Consider the following 16,250-nt stretch of genomic DNA (forward strand, 5'->3'; position numbering starts at 1 on the left):
AAGAATTTGCCCTAGTTTTGGGAAACTAGGGCATGAAATTTGATTAGGAAACTATTTCGTCTTTTACTTCGATAGTAAATGTATTGGCCGTAAATGTTGTATATCCACCGCTTGACACACCTGGTGTAAAATCACCACTCATATGTACATGATCGCCATCTTCACCATCTATCCTAAGGGTGTTATTAAGGTTTCCACGAGTGATATTTAGTACGTCATTTATAGTTAAATTTAGTGCTACATTGTTTTCACTGCCACCAAGGCTAACTTTTTCAAAGCCAGCTACCTTGCTAAAGTCGATATTTCCAGCAAGATCTAGCGTATCAGTACCTGCTCCACCCTTGATAGTTGTACCACTTCCAATTATTGCATCTTTTCCGATATGAAGCGTATCATTGCCACTACCTAGATCTATGCTGCTAGTAGAATGCCAATGATCAGGTGTGTCTTGTAGTTCTCCATTTAACTTTACATTATCGTTGCCATCGCCAGTATTTATTGTCGCAGCTTTTAAAACAGCACCCTTGTCGATATTTATAGCATCATCGCCTGAGCCTGTTGATATACTAACACTTTGTTTAAAGGTATAGCCATCAGTACTTCCTCTAAATATTCCTCCAAAGCTAGTTTCTCCGCCTATATTTATAGTATCAGCTCCGTCTCCAGTTTCTAATTTTAAACTAGCAACACTGTTTTTACCCACGAAATTTATAGTGTTGTTGCCATTAAATGTTAAAGTATCATTTCCAGCGTCAAACCTAAAACCAACTTTATCATCCGTTTGGGTATTTGCAAGTGTTACAGTAGCATCTGAAAAGTAGTTTCTACCTTGATCGCCAACGTAATTTCCTATCTCGCCACCATGACTAAATAGTGCATGATCTATATTGATCTCTTTGCCATAAATGCTTGAAGCACCTGTAAAAAGTATCTTATCACTATCAGTGCCATTTATATTTACATGAGTTGCACTAAGCCCACCGCTATCGTTAGTGCCTGTGTTTATAAAGCTTGTCTTACCACGCACATTTATCACTTGATCATTATTTAAATCAGCCATTTCGCCATTATAAGAAGAGTTATAAACGCCTATCGATGAACCTATAAAGGTAGCGTCGTTTATATCAACCTTATCAGCTTCGTTTAACTTATCGCGATGTGTCAAGAAAATGTTTGTCTTTTCTATAGTGGCATTATCTATACTTATGGTATCTGCGCCTTTGCTAGCATCTATATTTACCCCACTTACAGTTGCGTTTTTGATATTTATCGCGTCATCACCACCGCCAAGATAAAAAGAGCTATTATTTGTAGTACCTAAACCAGTGACATCTGCATTTATATTTAGAGTATCTTTGCCTGTGCTATTTTCATAAAAATCAAGGCTTATATGAGCTTTGCCTAATTTCATAGCCTCATTTATATTTACAGTGTCATTACCATCATACATATTGATACTTGCATGCTCATCAATATTATCACTGCCAAATGCAATGCCAGCCTTATCAAAATTTACAATATCATCTCCATCATCGGTATTGATCTGAGTGCCTTTAACATTTGCTTTTATGCTTACCGTATCATCTCCATCTAAGGTTTTTATGCGGTAGTTGTTGCCATCTGCATAGCTAAGATCGCTTGTTATCTCTAGATTATCATCATTGTCGATGATGTAGCCTTCGGCTCTATTTGCAGCTGTTGTTGGTAGTAGGTAGCTGCTAGTTGGAGTGATGCTTAGACTTACACCTTCTTTATAAACGCCAAAATTCTCAACACCTTGAGTAAGACCGTTTTTTACTGGGCTATTGTTATCATCTACACCATAAATTTCTGCCCTGCTACCTTCATTTTGGTTGTGACGGTCTAAATTTGCTTGTCCATAGTCATCAAGCACCTTTATCCTTACCTGCACTTTTGAGATATCTTCTACGTTTACGCCCGGTATTGTGTTGTTAGCATTTAGAGTTACCCAGCTGCCAGCAGCGCCATTATTTAGCGAGTACTCGATCAAATTTGCATAGTCCTCGCCTCTAGTGCCACCCATGAAATTTAGAGCAAGGTCTGTTGTCTCGCCACTTGGACTTACTGGAGTGCCTGATAGACCTAGTTTATAAACAAGATAGTGTCCGCCCTCGCCGTTTGCTCCAGCGCCACTCTCCCTTGCCTCGCTAGCAGCAGGATCGATGCTAGTAGTGATCTCTACTGCACCAGGACGAGGCGTGATGACTGGAGGATTAGCAGGTGAAGGAGTACCTGGGGTTACGGTGACACCAGGAGTACTTGGCGTTGGTGGTGTGCTTGGAGTACTTGGTGTGACAGGCGTAGCTGGTGAGATAGGAGTTGTCGTATCTGCATCTGCATCGTTATATCCACCGATTGAGTTTTCTGGGGTTTGAAAAGCTCTGTTTGCGTCGGTTAAATTTCTATAGTTTTCATTGATATTTGAGTAGTGGCCGCCCTCGGCAAAGCTTGCAGCACCTAAACTCACGCCATCTCCAGTAGCGTTACCACCGCCTTGGTTACCACCTGCTGCGGTCTCTTCAAGATCTGCGATGTTTGCGCCGTTTAATAGGGCTTTTTGGATAGAGGCTATCTCTGGGTTATCACTAAGTGCATTTGCCTCTTTATCTAGGCTAAGACTTTCGCCGTTTTGTAAGCTGACTTCTTTACCGTCATTTGCTGCGATCACTGCTTTTGCAGAGACATTAGCCTTTATAGTTTCGCCTTCAAAAATGCTATCGCCCACCTTCAAGACTCTTTCGTTGCCGCTTTTATCAACAGCTACGATTTCACCGCCTAGGATATTTTTGATAACGCCTAACTTTTGCATCTTAGTGCCTCCCTTTGGATTTTATTGATCTATATCAAGATTTTAGCTAAGAAAAAAATTTAGTTATATTGTACTTTGGTACAATACCCTTAAGAAAAGCCTAAGTTTAGGGGTTAATAATGTGTAATTTTTTATAAATATGTGAAATTTTTTATGTTTATCTATTATAAATTTTAAATTTTTAAGCTTTTGTTCATCAAAATAGCATAGTAGTTGATAAAATAACCCAAAAATGTCACATAACAATTTTCATTTTAAGCGTATAAATTCTTAACCAAAAAAGCCTTTATCTAGCCTTATTGCCACTAAATTTAGCCTTTTTATATCAAAATGTTTTTTATTTATAACTATCATAAATTTATACCCACTTGTGACATAAATTTTCTTAAGTTTATCTATCAAATTTTGCAAATTTTTATCTCTTTTTCTATAAATTTTAGCTAGTAGTGACATAAATTTATCACTACTTTTAAGATATTCTTAGATAAATATATTAGTTTTACTATTTTGAATTTATGCTTTTTAGCTCTTGGCGACTAAGATATACCCGCTCTCGCTTATATTTTTAAATTTCACGCCAAGCTCGCGTTTTAGGCGAAGTACGACATTTTGTATCGCAGCCTTGCTTACTTCAGTGCTCTCATAGACAAACTCCTCTATCATCTCGTAAGTCACGAGTTTATTTAGGTTGTAAGCAAATAGCCAAAATATCTTATTTTGCAAAAAGCTAAGGTATAGCTCATTGCCATTTTTATAAATTTTCTCTCTTTTTAAATTTATACTCACCTCATCACTTAGCCGCACTAGCTTCTCATCTCGCTCGAAGCTTAGGCTTATTAGCATCGATCTAAGATCCTTTATATCGATAGGTTTTTTCAAAAACAAGGTCGCGCCCTGCTCATAGCTTTTGATCAAATTTTCATCGCTGTCATACGAGGTAAAGACGATAAATTTCTGATGAGGTTTTAGCTTTTTTATCTCATTCATCATCTCAAAGCCATTAAGTACTGGCATGTGGATGTCGCTCATCACGATGTCAAAGCCCTGTTTTTTAAATTTCTCCAGCCCATCTTGCCCATCTTTTGCGCCTACGACCTGACCGCAGTATGGCTTAAGCCCTGTGATGATTAGCTCCCTTGCCATCTCGTCGTCCTCGGCTACTAAGATAGATACTTTCTTTAAAATTTCTAGTGCCTCTTGCATCTTTTAACCCTTTAAATTCTTCTCAAAGCTTAGCTCAAAAATCGTTGGCTTTATGTTATGCGCAAGCGTGATATCGCCATTTAGCTTCTCACGTGCGAGCTTTTTAGCGAAGTAAAGTCCTATGCCATTTCCTTGCTTTTTAGTCGTGTTTAGCCAGGTAAAAATTTTCTTACTCATCTCGTAGCTTACGCCGCCGCCATTATCGTAAACGCCGATGTAGCACTTATCTTCAAAGCTTCTAAATTTTAGCTCTATCACGCGCTTTAGCGGCTCATCTTTGTAGCTCTCAACTAATGAGTCCTTTGCGTTGTGGATTAGGATTAGTAAAATTTGCTGGATGATGTTTTCTATCTGGCAAACCTTCATCTCTTCAAATCCGCTAAATTTCACGCTCACATTTGCGCGACTAAGCTCTGTGTGCATAAGTGTTATTAAATTTCTAACGCTTGTTTGTATGTCAAATTCGCTCACATTTTCAGCGCTTTTGTAAAAATTTCTAAAAATTTCGATTGTTTTTGAAAGAAGTTCGATCGAGCTTTGCCCTTTTTTTAATAAATTTAAAAGCTCCTCATCACTTAGCTTGCCCTCTTTTTTTAGCATTATCGCCGAGCTTAGCATAAGTTTTAGCGAATTTACTGGCTGGATAAACTGATGGCTTATGCCGCTTATCAGCTCTCCAGCCTCGCTCATCTTGGCTCTGTGCGCTAGCAAGGTCTCATACTCATCTTGCACCTTTTTTATCTTGTTATACATAAAGTTATGCAGGCTGTTTGCCAAAAATGCAAGTGCGACGAAGGCAAAGAGTAAATTTAGGGCGTTTTTTAGCGCCTCTCTTGTCATGGCTAAAATTTCTTCTTCGTTGTTTGTGCCAGCTCCGATAAACCAGTTCATCGTCGGTATCTCGGCTACTTGGATCAAATTTTGCCCTATCTTTAGGCTGGTGATGTCCTCATCTTTTAAAAATATCTCTTTAAATTTCTCCTCGATCTCTCTTTTAAGCGTCGCATCAGCCATCGATGTGAGGATCTCACCGCTGTGAGTTACTAAAAATGAGTAAGAATTTGGCGCAAGACTAAAGTTTTTGATGCTATCAAAGATAGTGCCTATTCGCACGACGCCACAAAGTGCCGCCTCAAATTTATCATCCTTTTCAACTGGCACGCATAAATTTAAAGTAGAGTCCTTTAAAATTTTGTGATTTTGCATGAAATTTACGCTTGGGGCATTTGTATTTTTTGTCTCGACATACCAGATAAGCCCCGCTCGCTCACGCTTTGACATCACCTCTTCTGAGATCTTTTGCCCATCTACAAAGATCTCGCCATCCTCTCTTAGAAGCTGCATGAGATCAAATTCTTTTGCATTTTCTTTAAAGAGCTTTATGAAATTTGCCACCTTAGCATCGTCATCTATGATGCCAGAGTTTTGGATAAATTTTGACGCACGGACGAGCGAATTTAAGCGCTCATCAAGCCAAATTTGAAAGTTGCTAACGATGTTTTTACTAACTGCGATGTTGTTTTTATCAGATAGTTCGATGATCTTTTCTTTTGCATTGTTGTAGCTGTTTAGCCCAAGGAGCATGACAAAGAGGCTTGCTAACAAGATGATCGCATAAATTTTAATATTTTGTGATTTTAAATTAATACCCATGCGCGCAGTATATCCTAAGTTAGCCCAAAAATAGGGCTAACTAAAATTTATTTCTTAAAAGATAAAAGCTTTGAAACAAGCATAAGTACAAGCACAACAAAACAAACGCCAAAACCAAGCAGCGTGCAATCAGCCATCGACATAAATTTAGACGACGGCACAAGATACCAGCCATCTGCATAAAGATCAACTATGCTCTTTTGAAGATCGCTTAGCACCGCGCCATCAGGCACCATAGGGCTGTCGTAGCCGCAGTCGCCTGTAGGCATAAACCACTCAGGCGCCCACTTCTCAAGTGGCAAACCAAATGGATAGTGTGGCTCAGTCGAGCAGCCCTGCACACCAAAAGGATCATCTCCATGCACTGCGTCGTGGATTTTGGCTAGCTTTACGCTATACATTATGCCCTGCACCGCTCCCCAAAATGCAAAGACGTAGCCAACTAGAGCAAAGAGCAAATTTTTAGGGTTTATGATAGCTATCACGCCGCCAAGCGCCATGCATAAAAAGGCAAAACGTATATAGACGCACTGCTCGCAAGGTGGCATATAGGCGTAATTTTGAAAGAGCGAGTGCGCAATGATAACAAGCGCGACGCTCACAAAGACTAAGATCGCCCAAGAGATGCGTGAGTCTTGAAATTTAGCCATTTTTTTAAAAAAGCTCATGTGGCACCTTATTTTTTAAGAAGCTCTTCGATGAGTGCTGCCATGCCGTCAAGTGAGCTGATTGATTTTGTCATGATGAGGTATTTGCCATTTACGACAAATGCTGGCACGCCTTGAATTTTAGCCACATCATAGCTCTCATCCCACTTTTTAAGTAGCTCAGTCACTTTTGGATTAGCTAGCTCTTTTTCGTAGTCTGCTTTGCTAACGCCAGCTGCATCAAGCCCAGTCTTTAAAAAGCCTTCAGCGTCTTTGCCATCGCTCCAGCGCTCTTTTTTGTCATGATAAGCTTTGTAGTAGGCAAATTTAGCCTTTTTAAATAGCGAATTTTCATCAAACAAGCTAACACCCTTTGCCTCGTCCATAGTGATAAGCACGGCAAAAACCTTGCTCGCAATCTCGCCATAATCGCCCTTTGTCTTTAGGTGAAATGGCTCGTATTTTAGGCCAGGAATTTTCTCAACTACCTTTGGAGTGACGCTCTTGTCGTATTTGTAGCAAAATGGGCAAGCGTAGCTAAAAACCTTAACTAGCGTATTTTGTCCAACACTTAGTGGCTTTTCAAGCTTGACATAGTCCTCGCCCTCACTAAATGCACTTGCACTTATCGCTCCAGCTACCGCAACGGCAAAGATAGCCTTACTAAATTTAGATAGAAAACTCATGATGATCTCCTTTGGATGATTTATTTTGAGTTATTCTACAACCAAGCTCAACCGCACTTTTAACGCTAGAATAAATTTTGGCTGAAATTTATGAAATTTCTACTATTTTACGCTTATCTCGTTTATGGCAGCAAGGACGTTTAGCGCGCTTGGATAGCCGATAAATGGTATAAGAGTTGTCACTACGCTGATAAGTTTAGCTCTGTCGTTGCCGATGCCAAAATTTGCAGCGATATGGCCTAAGAGTTGCGGCTTTGCAAAGCCGAGTGTGGAGATGAAAACAAAGGTTAGAAGCTCTCTAAGCTCTAAATTTAGCCCATCTCTTGCGTAAAAGTCGCCAAAGCAGTTTTGTGACAAAAACTCCATTATGTGCCTTTGATCACTAGGCGTTGAAGCGATAAATTTATCAACTGCTGGGAAGAGCTTTCTTTGTATCTCAAGGCCTCGCTCGCCCCTGCCCTCTCTTGCCTTTTTAGGCGTCTCCTCGATACTTATGCCAGCTTTGTTAAAAATTTCGTCCGCTAAAAATATATAGTTCTCAACCCTGCCAAGCCCTGCGTATGGGACTGCTTGATATAAAATTTCTTTTACAGCCTTTGCGCTCATGCCGACATTTAGCGCGGCTTTTACAAAAGCTTTAAAAGAGCTTTGCGCGCCACCGCTAACCACCAAAGACGCGATGATAACAGATAGTCTTGTCTGCTCATCGATATTTATCTTCTCGCTTATGTCACCTAGGAAATTTAGATAGTCTTCTAAAAAGCTGGCGTTATTTGCCTCGAGTTCGCAGCTAGATTTAAACCAAATTTCATAAATTTTCTTTGCATTTTCAGTTAGTTTCATGGGCTTGCTCCTTTTGATGGAGCTGATTATAAATGCTAAAGCGTAAATGCTAGCTTAAGATTTAGCATAAGAAATTTTTGGCATTTTTGCTTTAAATTTAACCATTAAATTTATAAAAATAATATACGTTATCAATAAAAATTATTATTTACATATTTTATTTATTGAGTTATAATCGCCTCAAATTTTATCAAAATAGGAGTCAAAATGAGACAGTACGAAACATACAAATGCGAGAAATGCGGCAACGAGATCGAGGTTCAAAAAGTTGGCGGCGGCACATTAACCTGTTGCGGCGAAGAGATGAAATGTGTGACTGAAAATTTAACAGCGGTAAATTTGATGAAGGCATTTGCTGGCGAGTCACAAGCTAGAAATAAGTATGAGCTTTACGGCGACCTAGCTAAAGAAGCAGGCTATCACGCTATAGCTAGACACTTTTACGAGGCAGCTGAAAACGAGAAATGGCACGCAAGGGCTGAATTTAAGAAATATCACGAGATGATGAATGATCCGATCGATAAGATGGATAAAAATTTACTTGACGCTGCAGCTGGCGAAAACTACGAGCATACGACGATGTATCCAGACTTTGCAAAGATCGCAAAAGAAGAAGAGCTAAGAGATGTTGAAAGGCTATTTAACGCGATCGGCAAGGTTGAAGTTGAGCATGAGAGGGAGTATCTAGAGCTTAAAAAGATGCTTGATGAAGAGGGCTTTTTTGAGAGCGACGAAGAAGATATCTGGGTTTGCGAGGTGTGCGGACACGTTCACAGAGGCAAAAAAGCTCCAGGCGCTTGCCCACTTTGCAAAGCTCCAAAAGAGTATTTTAAACGCGAATTCTTAGGCTAAAAAAGCCAAAATTTAGCCAAGACAAGCGCCTTGGCTAAATTTATAATTTTTTAAGCACAAAATCACCATTTTAAATGTTATACTTCTTCAAAATTTTCACAAGGAGAAAATATGAAAAAATCACTTCTAGTTTTAGCTACTCTTGGCTTTGCACTAAGCCTAAACGCTGCAGATCTTACAGATACTTGCAAGTCTTACTTCTCAGACATCGATAAGATGGTCGAGGCTTACAAACAAGCTGGTCAAGAGCAACAAGTAAAAATGTATGAAGATCAAAAGAAACAATCAATGGATCAACTAGCTTCTTTACCAAAAGAGCAACAAGACGCTACTTGCAAACAAGCTAAAGAGATGTTTGCTCAAGTAATGGATCAAATGAAAAAACAAGGTCTTTTAAAATAAACCTTCACGTGGCTAGACTCTCTAGCCACTCTTTAAATTTACTTCTCGCCTTTACATATCAAATTTGCTAGCTTTGCAGCCAGTGGCGCTACGACAAATATCGCAGGATAGGCGATCATAAAGGCTTTTAAGTATTCTACTATCCAAATTTGCACAAAGCTACCCACAAAGCCAAAGTGAAAATACGTCATCGCAAAAGAGATGATAAACGCCATAAATGCTGACATTATAAAAGTAAAAACATATCTATAAAATTTCGCCGGTATCATGAAATCTTGCCCATAACAGCCTTAAATTCTCTAACCACATACTCAGCATACCCAGGCGCATGATAGACATCTTGAGATAAAATTTCATCAAGCTCTTTGCGGTCCTTAGCATCTACGACCACGACACCTGCGTGTTCATCATCCACAAATGGCCCAAGAAGCAAGAAATTTCCTCTATCAACATACTTTATAAACCACCCTCTATGCTCGGCAAAAAGCTCCTCAGCCCTCTCCTTTGGTATGAGATCTGTTTTTAAACTAATAGTAACGATAAACATCTTTTTCCTTTAAATTTGACTAATAAGCCTAGCTAGCCTATCTGCATGATCAAGCACCTTTTTTAGCTCGACTAAAATGATCTTATTCGCAAAGGAATTTTCAAGGTCTGTATGACCTGATACGACTAAAATTTCACTCATTTTTGCCCCTTAAATTTACTTTCTTAAATTTACTTGCAAACAAAGCTACTTGCCTTGCTAGTATCACCACCCACGTAAGTAGCCACCTTTGGATACGCACACACTAAAAATTCCTTGCCAGCGTAGGTCCTACTTTTTGCTAGCATGCTCTTTGGCGCTTCGCCCTTTTCGTGCCACGCTTCAAGCGCGCCTAAAGGATCCACGTCATCTATGCCGTTGCCGCCACCGCAGTGGTTCATCCCAGGTAGCGCAAAAAATGCCGCGAAATTTTGGCTATTTTCATTATCAGCCTCTAGCTTTTTAAACCAATCCCTTTGATCTTTTGCCGAGAAAACTGGGTCTGAGACGCCAGTTACTATGATGAGCTTACCGCCATTTGCGCTAAATGTGCTAAGGCTTGTTGAGATAGCGTCATTTATCGCTGCGGTTTCGAAAGTCTTTGGCGTGTCTTTGTCAAAGTCAAAATTTATCGTGTCAAAATTTGGCTGCGCTGGCGTTAAAAAGTAGTAATTCACCGAGCCGCTTGAAAGCGTGATATTTCTAGCGTTTGGCTTAGCACTTTGTGAGTCGCCCAGCTTCCACTGCCTCCAGCCCTCAGCGCTCACTCCTGAGTCATAAAACCAGCCACTATAAATTTGCTCGCCCTTGCTGTTTTTGGCTCCGTTAAAGATTTTCTCTATCGCCTCTATCTTTTGCTTATCTAAATTTAGACTTTTTGGATCAAATTTGCACGCTTCCCACGCATTGATGATCCCATCTTTTAGTCCGTCTAAGGCGTCACATTTTTCTAGTACAGCGTGGCTTAGCTTGTCAAGGTCGTCCTGCGTTAGGGCATTTGCAAAAATTTTCTCGCCTTTTTCATTTTTCGGAGCTATCTTCATAAGAGCTTGGTTGTCCCACTGCTGAGCGATCGCCGCGCGAGATAGCCTAAAGCCAGGGTTTGCAGCGATGACGCCGTCAAATTCTAGCGGATAGCGCTGGGCTGCGATTAGTGCTGCCCTGCCGCCATTTGAACAGCCCATAAAGTAGCTATGTTTTGGCTTTTTGGCGTATGCGGCGGCTAAAATTTGCTTAGCTGCGTCCGTGACCTTGCCGATCGCCTGATAGGCATAGTCTAGCCTTGCTTGTTGATCTAGCCCAAACTCAGCCGTTGGCTCTGGGTGTCCTGAGTTTGTAGTAACTACCGCGTAGCCTCTAAGAAATGCTGGCGTGGCTGTGCTTGTGCGTATCGGCACTGCGCCAAGAGCAGGCGCTACAAAGCCGTCCATACCGCCCCCGCCTTGCAATAAAAACTTCTCATTCCACTGCTCTGGCAGCCTTATCTCGTAATCAATCGCATACTCTTTGCCGTCACTTCCAGTGCGTTTATAGAGTTTGCCATGCACCACGCAGTGAGGCTTTGCTTTGATATTATTTTTGCTGCCGCCAGTTAGCGCAGACATCTTATCGGCTGATACTTCGCCACTCTCATTCCACACCGCATCTATCATCTCGTTGTTTAAAATTTCGCGTCTTTTAAACTCTCACATCCTGCCTTATCAAGGGCAAAAGCCGTGCTGCCAATGAGTGCCAGTGCGCAAAAAAGTGAAATTTTCTTCATAACATCTCCTAAAATTTTACCTTGCTAAATGAGGTCTCATTATTAAGACCAAAGCCGTCAAATTCGTCTATTAGCCCTGCTCGCTCTTTGGCGTAGGCTTTGTAGTTTTCGCTGTGGCGGTAGCTCTCAAAGCTAGCTTCGTCTTTGTAAATTTCAACCAGCACCCATTTGTTAGGTGCCTCTTTTTGACTGAAGGCAAACTGCGCGTAAGCACCCTCATCTACGCTTTTTTGCATATATTTTTTGATGATCTTTTCAAATTTCGCATCGTTCTTTGCCTTAAGGCTTAAATTTGTGATGTGAAAGTAGGCATCTTTTAGGCGCTCTGGCGTTAAATTTTTAGAAAACGCAGCCCTTTTTTTCACGCTGATAGCCTTTTTACTAGCTAAAATTTCAGCGCTTGCGCTTGCAAATTTCTTAAAATGCGCCGAGCTTATATGCTTTTTATAAGCCGCCTCGTCCTTGTAAAACTCAAGCACGTAAAACAGCTCTGGCTTGCTCTTTGCGCTCGCAAAAAAGATCGCCTGCGTGCCTAGCTCGCTCTTCGAGCTTAATATATTTTCCCTGCCAAGACGCTTTAGCAAGCTCTTGTTATTTGGCGTTGAAAGTAGCTCCTGTAAGCTCACTTTCGCCTCCGCTCCAAAGGCAAACGCCGCCAAAACCGCTAGTAAAAATAGCTTTTTAAACATCAAATCTCCTTAAATTTATCTCTGCTCAACTCTTTTTATCCAAGCAAAAAGCTCGTCTAACTCGTAGTCGCCGCCGTGTCCTTGCCCCCAGACCGCTTCAAAATCAACCTCTTTGCCAGCATTTTTAAGCGAGAGTGCTAGCATAGCAGGCACGGCAAGGGCTAGATCGGTATCATTTGTGCCCTGCCTTATGCGGTAAAATTTCGCCGCCTCTTTGCTTTTAGTGTAGTTCATCGCATTCATCATCTTTATGACGCTAGCATCCGCCATCTCGCCGCCGCTTCGCTCTTTTGCAAATTTAGTAAAGTGCTTTGCAGACGTTTTACTATCGCCAAAGAGGTCGTTTTCAGGATTTTCTAGCGCAAGTCCGTCAAAGGCAACCACCGCTTTAGCACGTTTTAGCGAGGCGATAAAGTCTTCAAGCTTAAATGTATATCCAAGCGAGCAGCCCTGCGTGTCAAGAGTTATAAATTTAGGCGTGAGCGTGCTTTTGTCGCTACTTTTTGTAGCGGTAAATGCCTTTGAGATGAGGGCGTTTATATACTCTTTAAAGCTGCCCTCGCCATTTTCATCAAGGCTTAGTGCGTGGCCTTTGGCGTCTTTTAAATTTAGCGAGTTTAGATAGGCTGGGAATTTACTCTTTAGCTCGCGTGAGAGCTCTTTTTGCGTGGAGTTTAGCTCGCCTGTGATAGTCTTTGGCTTTTTGCTTCTATCGTTAAAAGTGCTCGCATCAAGACTTGTAAAATCAATCCTTTCAAATTTGTCCAAATCCCCAAACATCCACTCATACGCCTCGTCCTCATGCTCTAAATTTGTAACAGGGCAGTAGGCTGAGACGGCATAAATTTGATCATCCGCCTTTGCAGCGCCTAGCTCTTTAAGATATGGCTCATACTCTTTTGCATTTGCGCTAGTGCCAAGAAGTGCTGACATCGCGCCGCCTGCACTCGTGCCGTTTGAGATGATCTTATTTGCGTCTCCTGACATAAATTTGTCGTTAAATTTAAGATATCTAACGGCCGCTTTTAGATCGACTATCACAGCTGGCGCTTTGCCGATAAATTTCTCGCCATCCTTTAGCGTCCTGCCCCTAGCGCCAACGCTTGCCACGACGTATCCTCTAAGAAGCGCTTCGAGGGTGACATTTGGTTTTTCGTTTTGGACTTCTGGCTTTTGAGGCTTTGCGCTCATGTAGCCACCGATCGCGTTTGACATAAAGATAGCCCCTTTTTGGTCGCTAAATTTCCCCTCTGGCACATAAAAATTTAGCACCTCATAGTCGCTAGCTGGCTTTGCCACATAGACTATGCCCTCATAAGCTCTAAATTTAAGCGTCCTCTCGCCAACTTGCACGCTTTTTAGCTCAAATTTCTTTTCATCAAATTTAAGCTCGCCGCCAAAGCAAGCGCCTACCAAACAAACCCCTAAAATAGCAACTCTAACGCATTTCATGATCTACCTTTTTATTTTGTTCTACTTTTTACTTTACTAGCCTTGGCGTAGGCTACCACGGCTTTAGTACCTAGTTATCTTTTGGCTTATACTTGATCGCATAGTCAAATTTAGGCTGGTGCAGTGAAAACTCAAAGCTATCTCTATCCACCGAACCAACGCAATACTCACTATCATAAAGGCGTAGCAAAAACTCCGCCATCTGCTCGCTCGTGTGATACTTTTTAAACGCCTTGTCGTAGTCGTAGCTCTCTTTGCTAGTTGCCACCATGCCAAATTCTGTCTTTGTGGCAGCTGGGGCCAGCACTTTTGCCTGCATCTTTGCCTGCTTGTCCTGTGCTAGCTCGTGGTAAAGTCCCTCACTAAAGGCACTTACGAAAAATTTACTAGCGCAGTATGTGACGGCATTTGGCACGATTTTGTAGCCGCCTATCGAAGAGATGTTTATAAGCTGCGTATCTTTGTCTTTATATTTTTTAGTAAAGAGCGTTGAGAGCGTGACAAGTGAGATGATGTTTAAATTTATCATCTGCGTGATCTTGTCTAAATTTTGCTCGCCGACCTTGTTATAGTCGCCAAAGCCAGCGTTGTTTATAAGCGCTTTTAGCTCAAATTTTTCTAATTTTTGCCAAAGCAAGAGGGCATTTTCTTGCTTTGAAAGGTCGCAAAGCTCTATAACCACATCGACATTTGCAAATTTAGCTATCTCGCTTTTTAGCTCCTCTAAAAGCTCGCCACGTCTTGCGATAAGGATCAAATTCTCCCCACGCCTTGCAAATGCCTTTGCCACGGCAGCTCCTATGCCTGAGCTTGCTCCAGTGATCACTATATATTTTTTCATTTTGTAAACTCCACCGGGCTATAAATTTTGACACCTTCGCTGTGGTCATCTTGCGCTACTTCCACGATCACTTTAGCGATATCAGCTGCCTTCATCGGACGATACTCGTCAAAAAAGCCTTTTGGGATAAATTTAAATGCTTTTGCCGCCAAATACTCGCCAAGTCTAAATTCCTTTCTCTCAGCTTCGATAAGTGGCAGCCTAGCGATATGAAATGAGCTATATCCAAGCTCTTTTATCTTTGCTTCTGCTTGACCTTTTGCCTTTAGGTAAAACGAGCCTGACTTTCTGTTTGCCCCTGCAGCCGAGAGCAAGACAAAGCGTTTTGCACCGCACTCCAAGCCAAATTTGGCGAAATTTATCGGATAGGTCACATCGACTTTGTAAAACTGCTCTTTGTGCTTTGCCGCCTTCATCGTCGTGCCAAGCGCGCAAAATAGCTCATCAGCGATAAATGGCACCTCATCTTTAAAATCATCAAAATTTACTATCTTTACTTCAAGCTTTTCATGGGTAAATTCTAGCTCATGCCTAACGAGAGCGACCACCTTGCTATAGTGCTCACTCTCGCATAAATCTTTTAAAATTTCACTTCCTACAGCGCCGCTGGCTCCTGCTATAAGGGCGACTTTTTTCATGTTTATCCTTTGTAAATTTTGGATAAATTCTATCTCGCTAAGGCAAAAATTTCGCTTATGGCCTCTTTTGTATAAATTTGTTCCAAGCCCCTGCCCTTGGCGTAGTCATAAACTAGCGCCATGATCTCGTCTAAATTTGACTCATCAACGCCGATTTCTATGAGGCTTGTTGGTGTGCCGATCTTGCTAAACCACTCTTTTAGCTTTTTAATAGCCTCGTCTGCGTCATCCACGCCAAAAATTTCTTTGCCAAAGCGCTTAAATGCCTTTAAGTTTTTATTTTTATACCACTTCATCCAAGCTGGCATCACCACACTTAGCCCAGCTCCGTGCGCGCAATCAACCACCGCACCTATGGCGTGCTCGATCATGTGGTTTGGATATGAGTAGCCAGCCGTGCCAACGTAAGTTAAGCCATTTAGCGCCATCGTAGCAGCCCAGGCAAACTCGCTTCTAGCGCCATAGTTTTCTGGCTCTTTTAGTAAAATTTCAGTCGTTTTCATGACGGTTTTGATGTTTGCTTCGATGTATAAATTTATGATCTCAGGCTGAACGCTCGCCGTAAAGTAGCCCTCGATGCTGTGAGCGATGATGTCAGAAGCTGAATAGACCAAGTACTCCTTGCTAACGCTTGCTTGAAGAAGCGGATTTACCACCGATACTTTTGGGTAAAGACAAGCGCCGTGCATGGCAAATTTCTCTTTTGTGGCTTCGTTTGTGACGACTGCGCCACCGTTCATCTCTGAGCCAGTTGCAGCAAGCGTTATGATGTCAAAGATCATAAGCGCCTCTTTTGGGCATTTGCCAGTAAAAAAGTCCCAAACATCGCCGTTATATTTAACTCCTGCAGCCACTGCCTTGGCCGTGTCAAGCACCGAGCCGCCGCCTATGGCTAGCACGCTATCGACGCCTTGCTTTTTAGCTAAATTTATAGCCTCATTTACCTTGCTTAGCACTGGGTTTGACTTCACGCCACCTATCTTGCAAAACTCGATGCCATTTGCGCTTAGGCTCTTTGTGGCAACGTCAAAAAGTCCGTTTTGCATGATCCTGTCGCTGCCATAGATGATGAGCGTCTTTTTTGCGCCAAATTCTTTCATATATTTGCCGATGTTTTGCTCTTTGTCTTTGCCAAATTCTATTTTAGTAGGGTTTAAAAAGCTGAAATTTTGCATAGTTTTCTCCTTGTTTGCTTTTGTGATTTGGGGTAAATTTTAGTTAAATTT

Annotated in this window: 18 protein-coding genes; 2 read left to right on the plus strand and 16 right to left on the minus strand. The window is 41.5% G+C overall.

Going from position 1 to position 16,250, the window contains the following annotated elements; genetic code table 11:
* Positions 1-43: 43 nt before the first annotated feature.
* The 7 genes from CCS77_RS09420 to CCS77_RS09450 form a co-directional block, all read right to left on the minus strand.
* Positions 44-2,830 (minus strand): retention module-containing protein, encoded by a 2,787-nt coding sequence (locus CCS77_RS09420; protein ID WP_107917234.1) that lies wholly within the window; start codon positions 2,828-2,830, stop codon positions 44-46.
* A gap of 270 nt (positions 2,831-3,100) precedes the next feature.
* Positions 3,101-3,283, minus strand: a complete 183-nt coding sequence (locus tag CCS77_RS09425) for a hypothetical protein (protein WP_103617462.1) — start codon at positions 3,281-3,283, stop codon at positions 3,101-3,103.
* 69 nt (positions 3,284-3,352) lie between these two features.
* On the minus strand, positions 3,353-4,033 hold the full coding sequence (locus CCS77_RS09430) for a response regulator transcription factor (protein ID WP_107917235.1): 681 nt from the start codon (positions 4,031-4,033) through the stop codon (positions 3,353-3,355).
* Between the two features lie 3 nt (positions 4,034-4,036).
* Complete coding sequence (locus CCS77_RS09435) at positions 4,037-5,686, minus strand: sensor histidine kinase (RefSeq protein WP_107917236.1); 1,650 nt, start codon at positions 5,684-5,686, stop codon at positions 4,037-4,039.
* A 47-nt stretch (positions 5,687-5,733) separates the two neighbouring features.
* Positions 5,734-6,354, minus strand: coding sequence for a protein-disulfide oxidoreductase DsbI (gene dsbI, locus CCS77_RS09440; protein ID WP_107917237.1), 621 nt, complete (start codon positions 6,352-6,354; stop codon positions 5,734-5,736).
* An 8-nt stretch (positions 6,355-6,362) separates the two neighbouring features.
* Positions 6,363-7,019: a thiol:disulfide interchange protein DsbA/DsbL gene (locus CCS77_RS09445; protein ID WP_107917238.1), complete on the minus strand. Its 657-nt coding sequence runs from the start codon at positions 7,017-7,019 to the stop codon at positions 6,363-6,365.
* 102 nt (positions 7,020-7,121) lie between these two features.
* Entirely contained in the window at positions 7,122-7,862 is a 741-nt protein-coding gene (locus CCS77_RS09450; protein ID WP_107917239.1) for a carboxymuconolactone decarboxylase family protein, read from the minus strand.
* Positions 7,863-8,069: 207 nt separating this feature from the next.
* Here CCS77_RS09450 and CCS77_RS09455 point away from each other — a divergent pair, with 207 nt between their 5' ends.
* Positions 8,070-8,714, plus strand: a complete 645-nt coding sequence (locus tag CCS77_RS09455; protein ID WP_002940712.1) for a ferritin family protein — start codon at positions 8,070-8,072, stop codon at positions 8,712-8,714.
* Between the two features lie 111 nt (positions 8,715-8,825).
* Positions 8,826-9,116 carry a DUF5339 domain-containing protein gene (locus CCS77_RS09460; protein WP_002940734.1) on the plus strand — a complete coding sequence of 97 codons (291 nt, stop codon included), beginning with the start codon at positions 8,826-8,828 and terminating at the stop codon, positions 9,114-9,116.
* A gap of 38 nt (positions 9,117-9,154) precedes the next feature.
* Here the strand turns inward: CCS77_RS09460 and CCS77_RS09465 are convergent, their stop codons facing one another.
* The 9 genes from CCS77_RS09465 to CCS77_RS09505 form a co-directional block, all read right to left on the minus strand.
* Positions 9,155-9,385, minus strand: coding sequence for a DUF2798 domain-containing protein (locus CCS77_RS09465; protein WP_107917240.1), 231 nt, complete (start codon positions 9,383-9,385; stop codon positions 9,155-9,157).
* Positions 9,382-9,663, minus strand: coding sequence for a YciI family protein (locus CCS77_RS09470; protein ID WP_107917241.1), 282 nt, complete (start codon positions 9,661-9,663; stop codon positions 9,382-9,384). Before CCS77_RS09470 ends, CCS77_RS09465 begins: the two co-directional genes overlap by 4 nt.
* Positions 9,664-9,672: 9 nt before the next feature.
* Positions 9,673-9,804, minus strand: a complete 132-nt coding sequence (locus tag CCS77_RS10750) for a hypothetical protein (protein WP_256372118.1) — start codon at positions 9,802-9,804, stop codon at positions 9,673-9,675.
* Positions 9,805-9,833: 29 nt separating this feature from the next.
* Positions 9,834-11,294 (minus strand): tannase/feruloyl esterase family alpha/beta hydrolase, encoded by a 1,461-nt coding sequence (locus tag CCS77_RS09480; RefSeq protein WP_236635271.1) that lies wholly within the window; start codon positions 11,292-11,294, stop codon positions 9,834-9,836.
* A gap of 118 nt (positions 11,295-11,412) precedes the next feature.
* Positions 11,413-12,093, minus strand: a complete 681-nt coding sequence (locus CCS77_RS09485; protein WP_107917242.1) for a putative quinol monooxygenase — start codon at positions 12,091-12,093, stop codon at positions 11,413-11,415.
* Between the two features lie 15 nt (positions 12,094-12,108).
* Complete coding sequence (locus tag CCS77_RS09490; protein WP_107917243.1) at positions 12,109-13,545, minus strand: subtype B tannase; 1,437 nt, start codon at positions 13,543-13,545, stop codon at positions 12,109-12,111.
* A 70-nt stretch (positions 13,546-13,615) separates the two neighbouring features.
* Entirely contained in the window at positions 13,616-14,386 is a 771-nt protein-coding gene (locus CCS77_RS09495) for an SDR family NAD(P)-dependent oxidoreductase (RefSeq protein ID WP_107917244.1), read from the minus strand.
* A complete protein-coding gene (locus CCS77_RS09500; protein ID WP_107917245.1) occupies positions 14,383-15,024 on the minus strand; it encodes an NAD(P)H-binding protein in 642 nt (213 codons plus the stop codon). The genes CCS77_RS09495 and CCS77_RS09500 overlap by 4 nt, the downstream gene beginning before the upstream one ends.
* 29 nt (positions 15,025-15,053) lie before the next feature.
* Entirely contained in the window at positions 15,054-16,199 is a 1,146-nt protein-coding gene (locus CCS77_RS09505) for an iron-containing alcohol dehydrogenase (protein ID WP_107917246.1), read from the minus strand.
* Positions 16,200-16,250 lie beyond the last annotated feature (51 nt).

The organism is Campylobacter concisus (assembly GCF_003048375.1).
GTDB classification, from domain to species: Bacteria; Campylobacterota; Campylobacteria; order Campylobacterales; family Campylobacteraceae; genus Campylobacter_A; species Campylobacter_A concisus_T.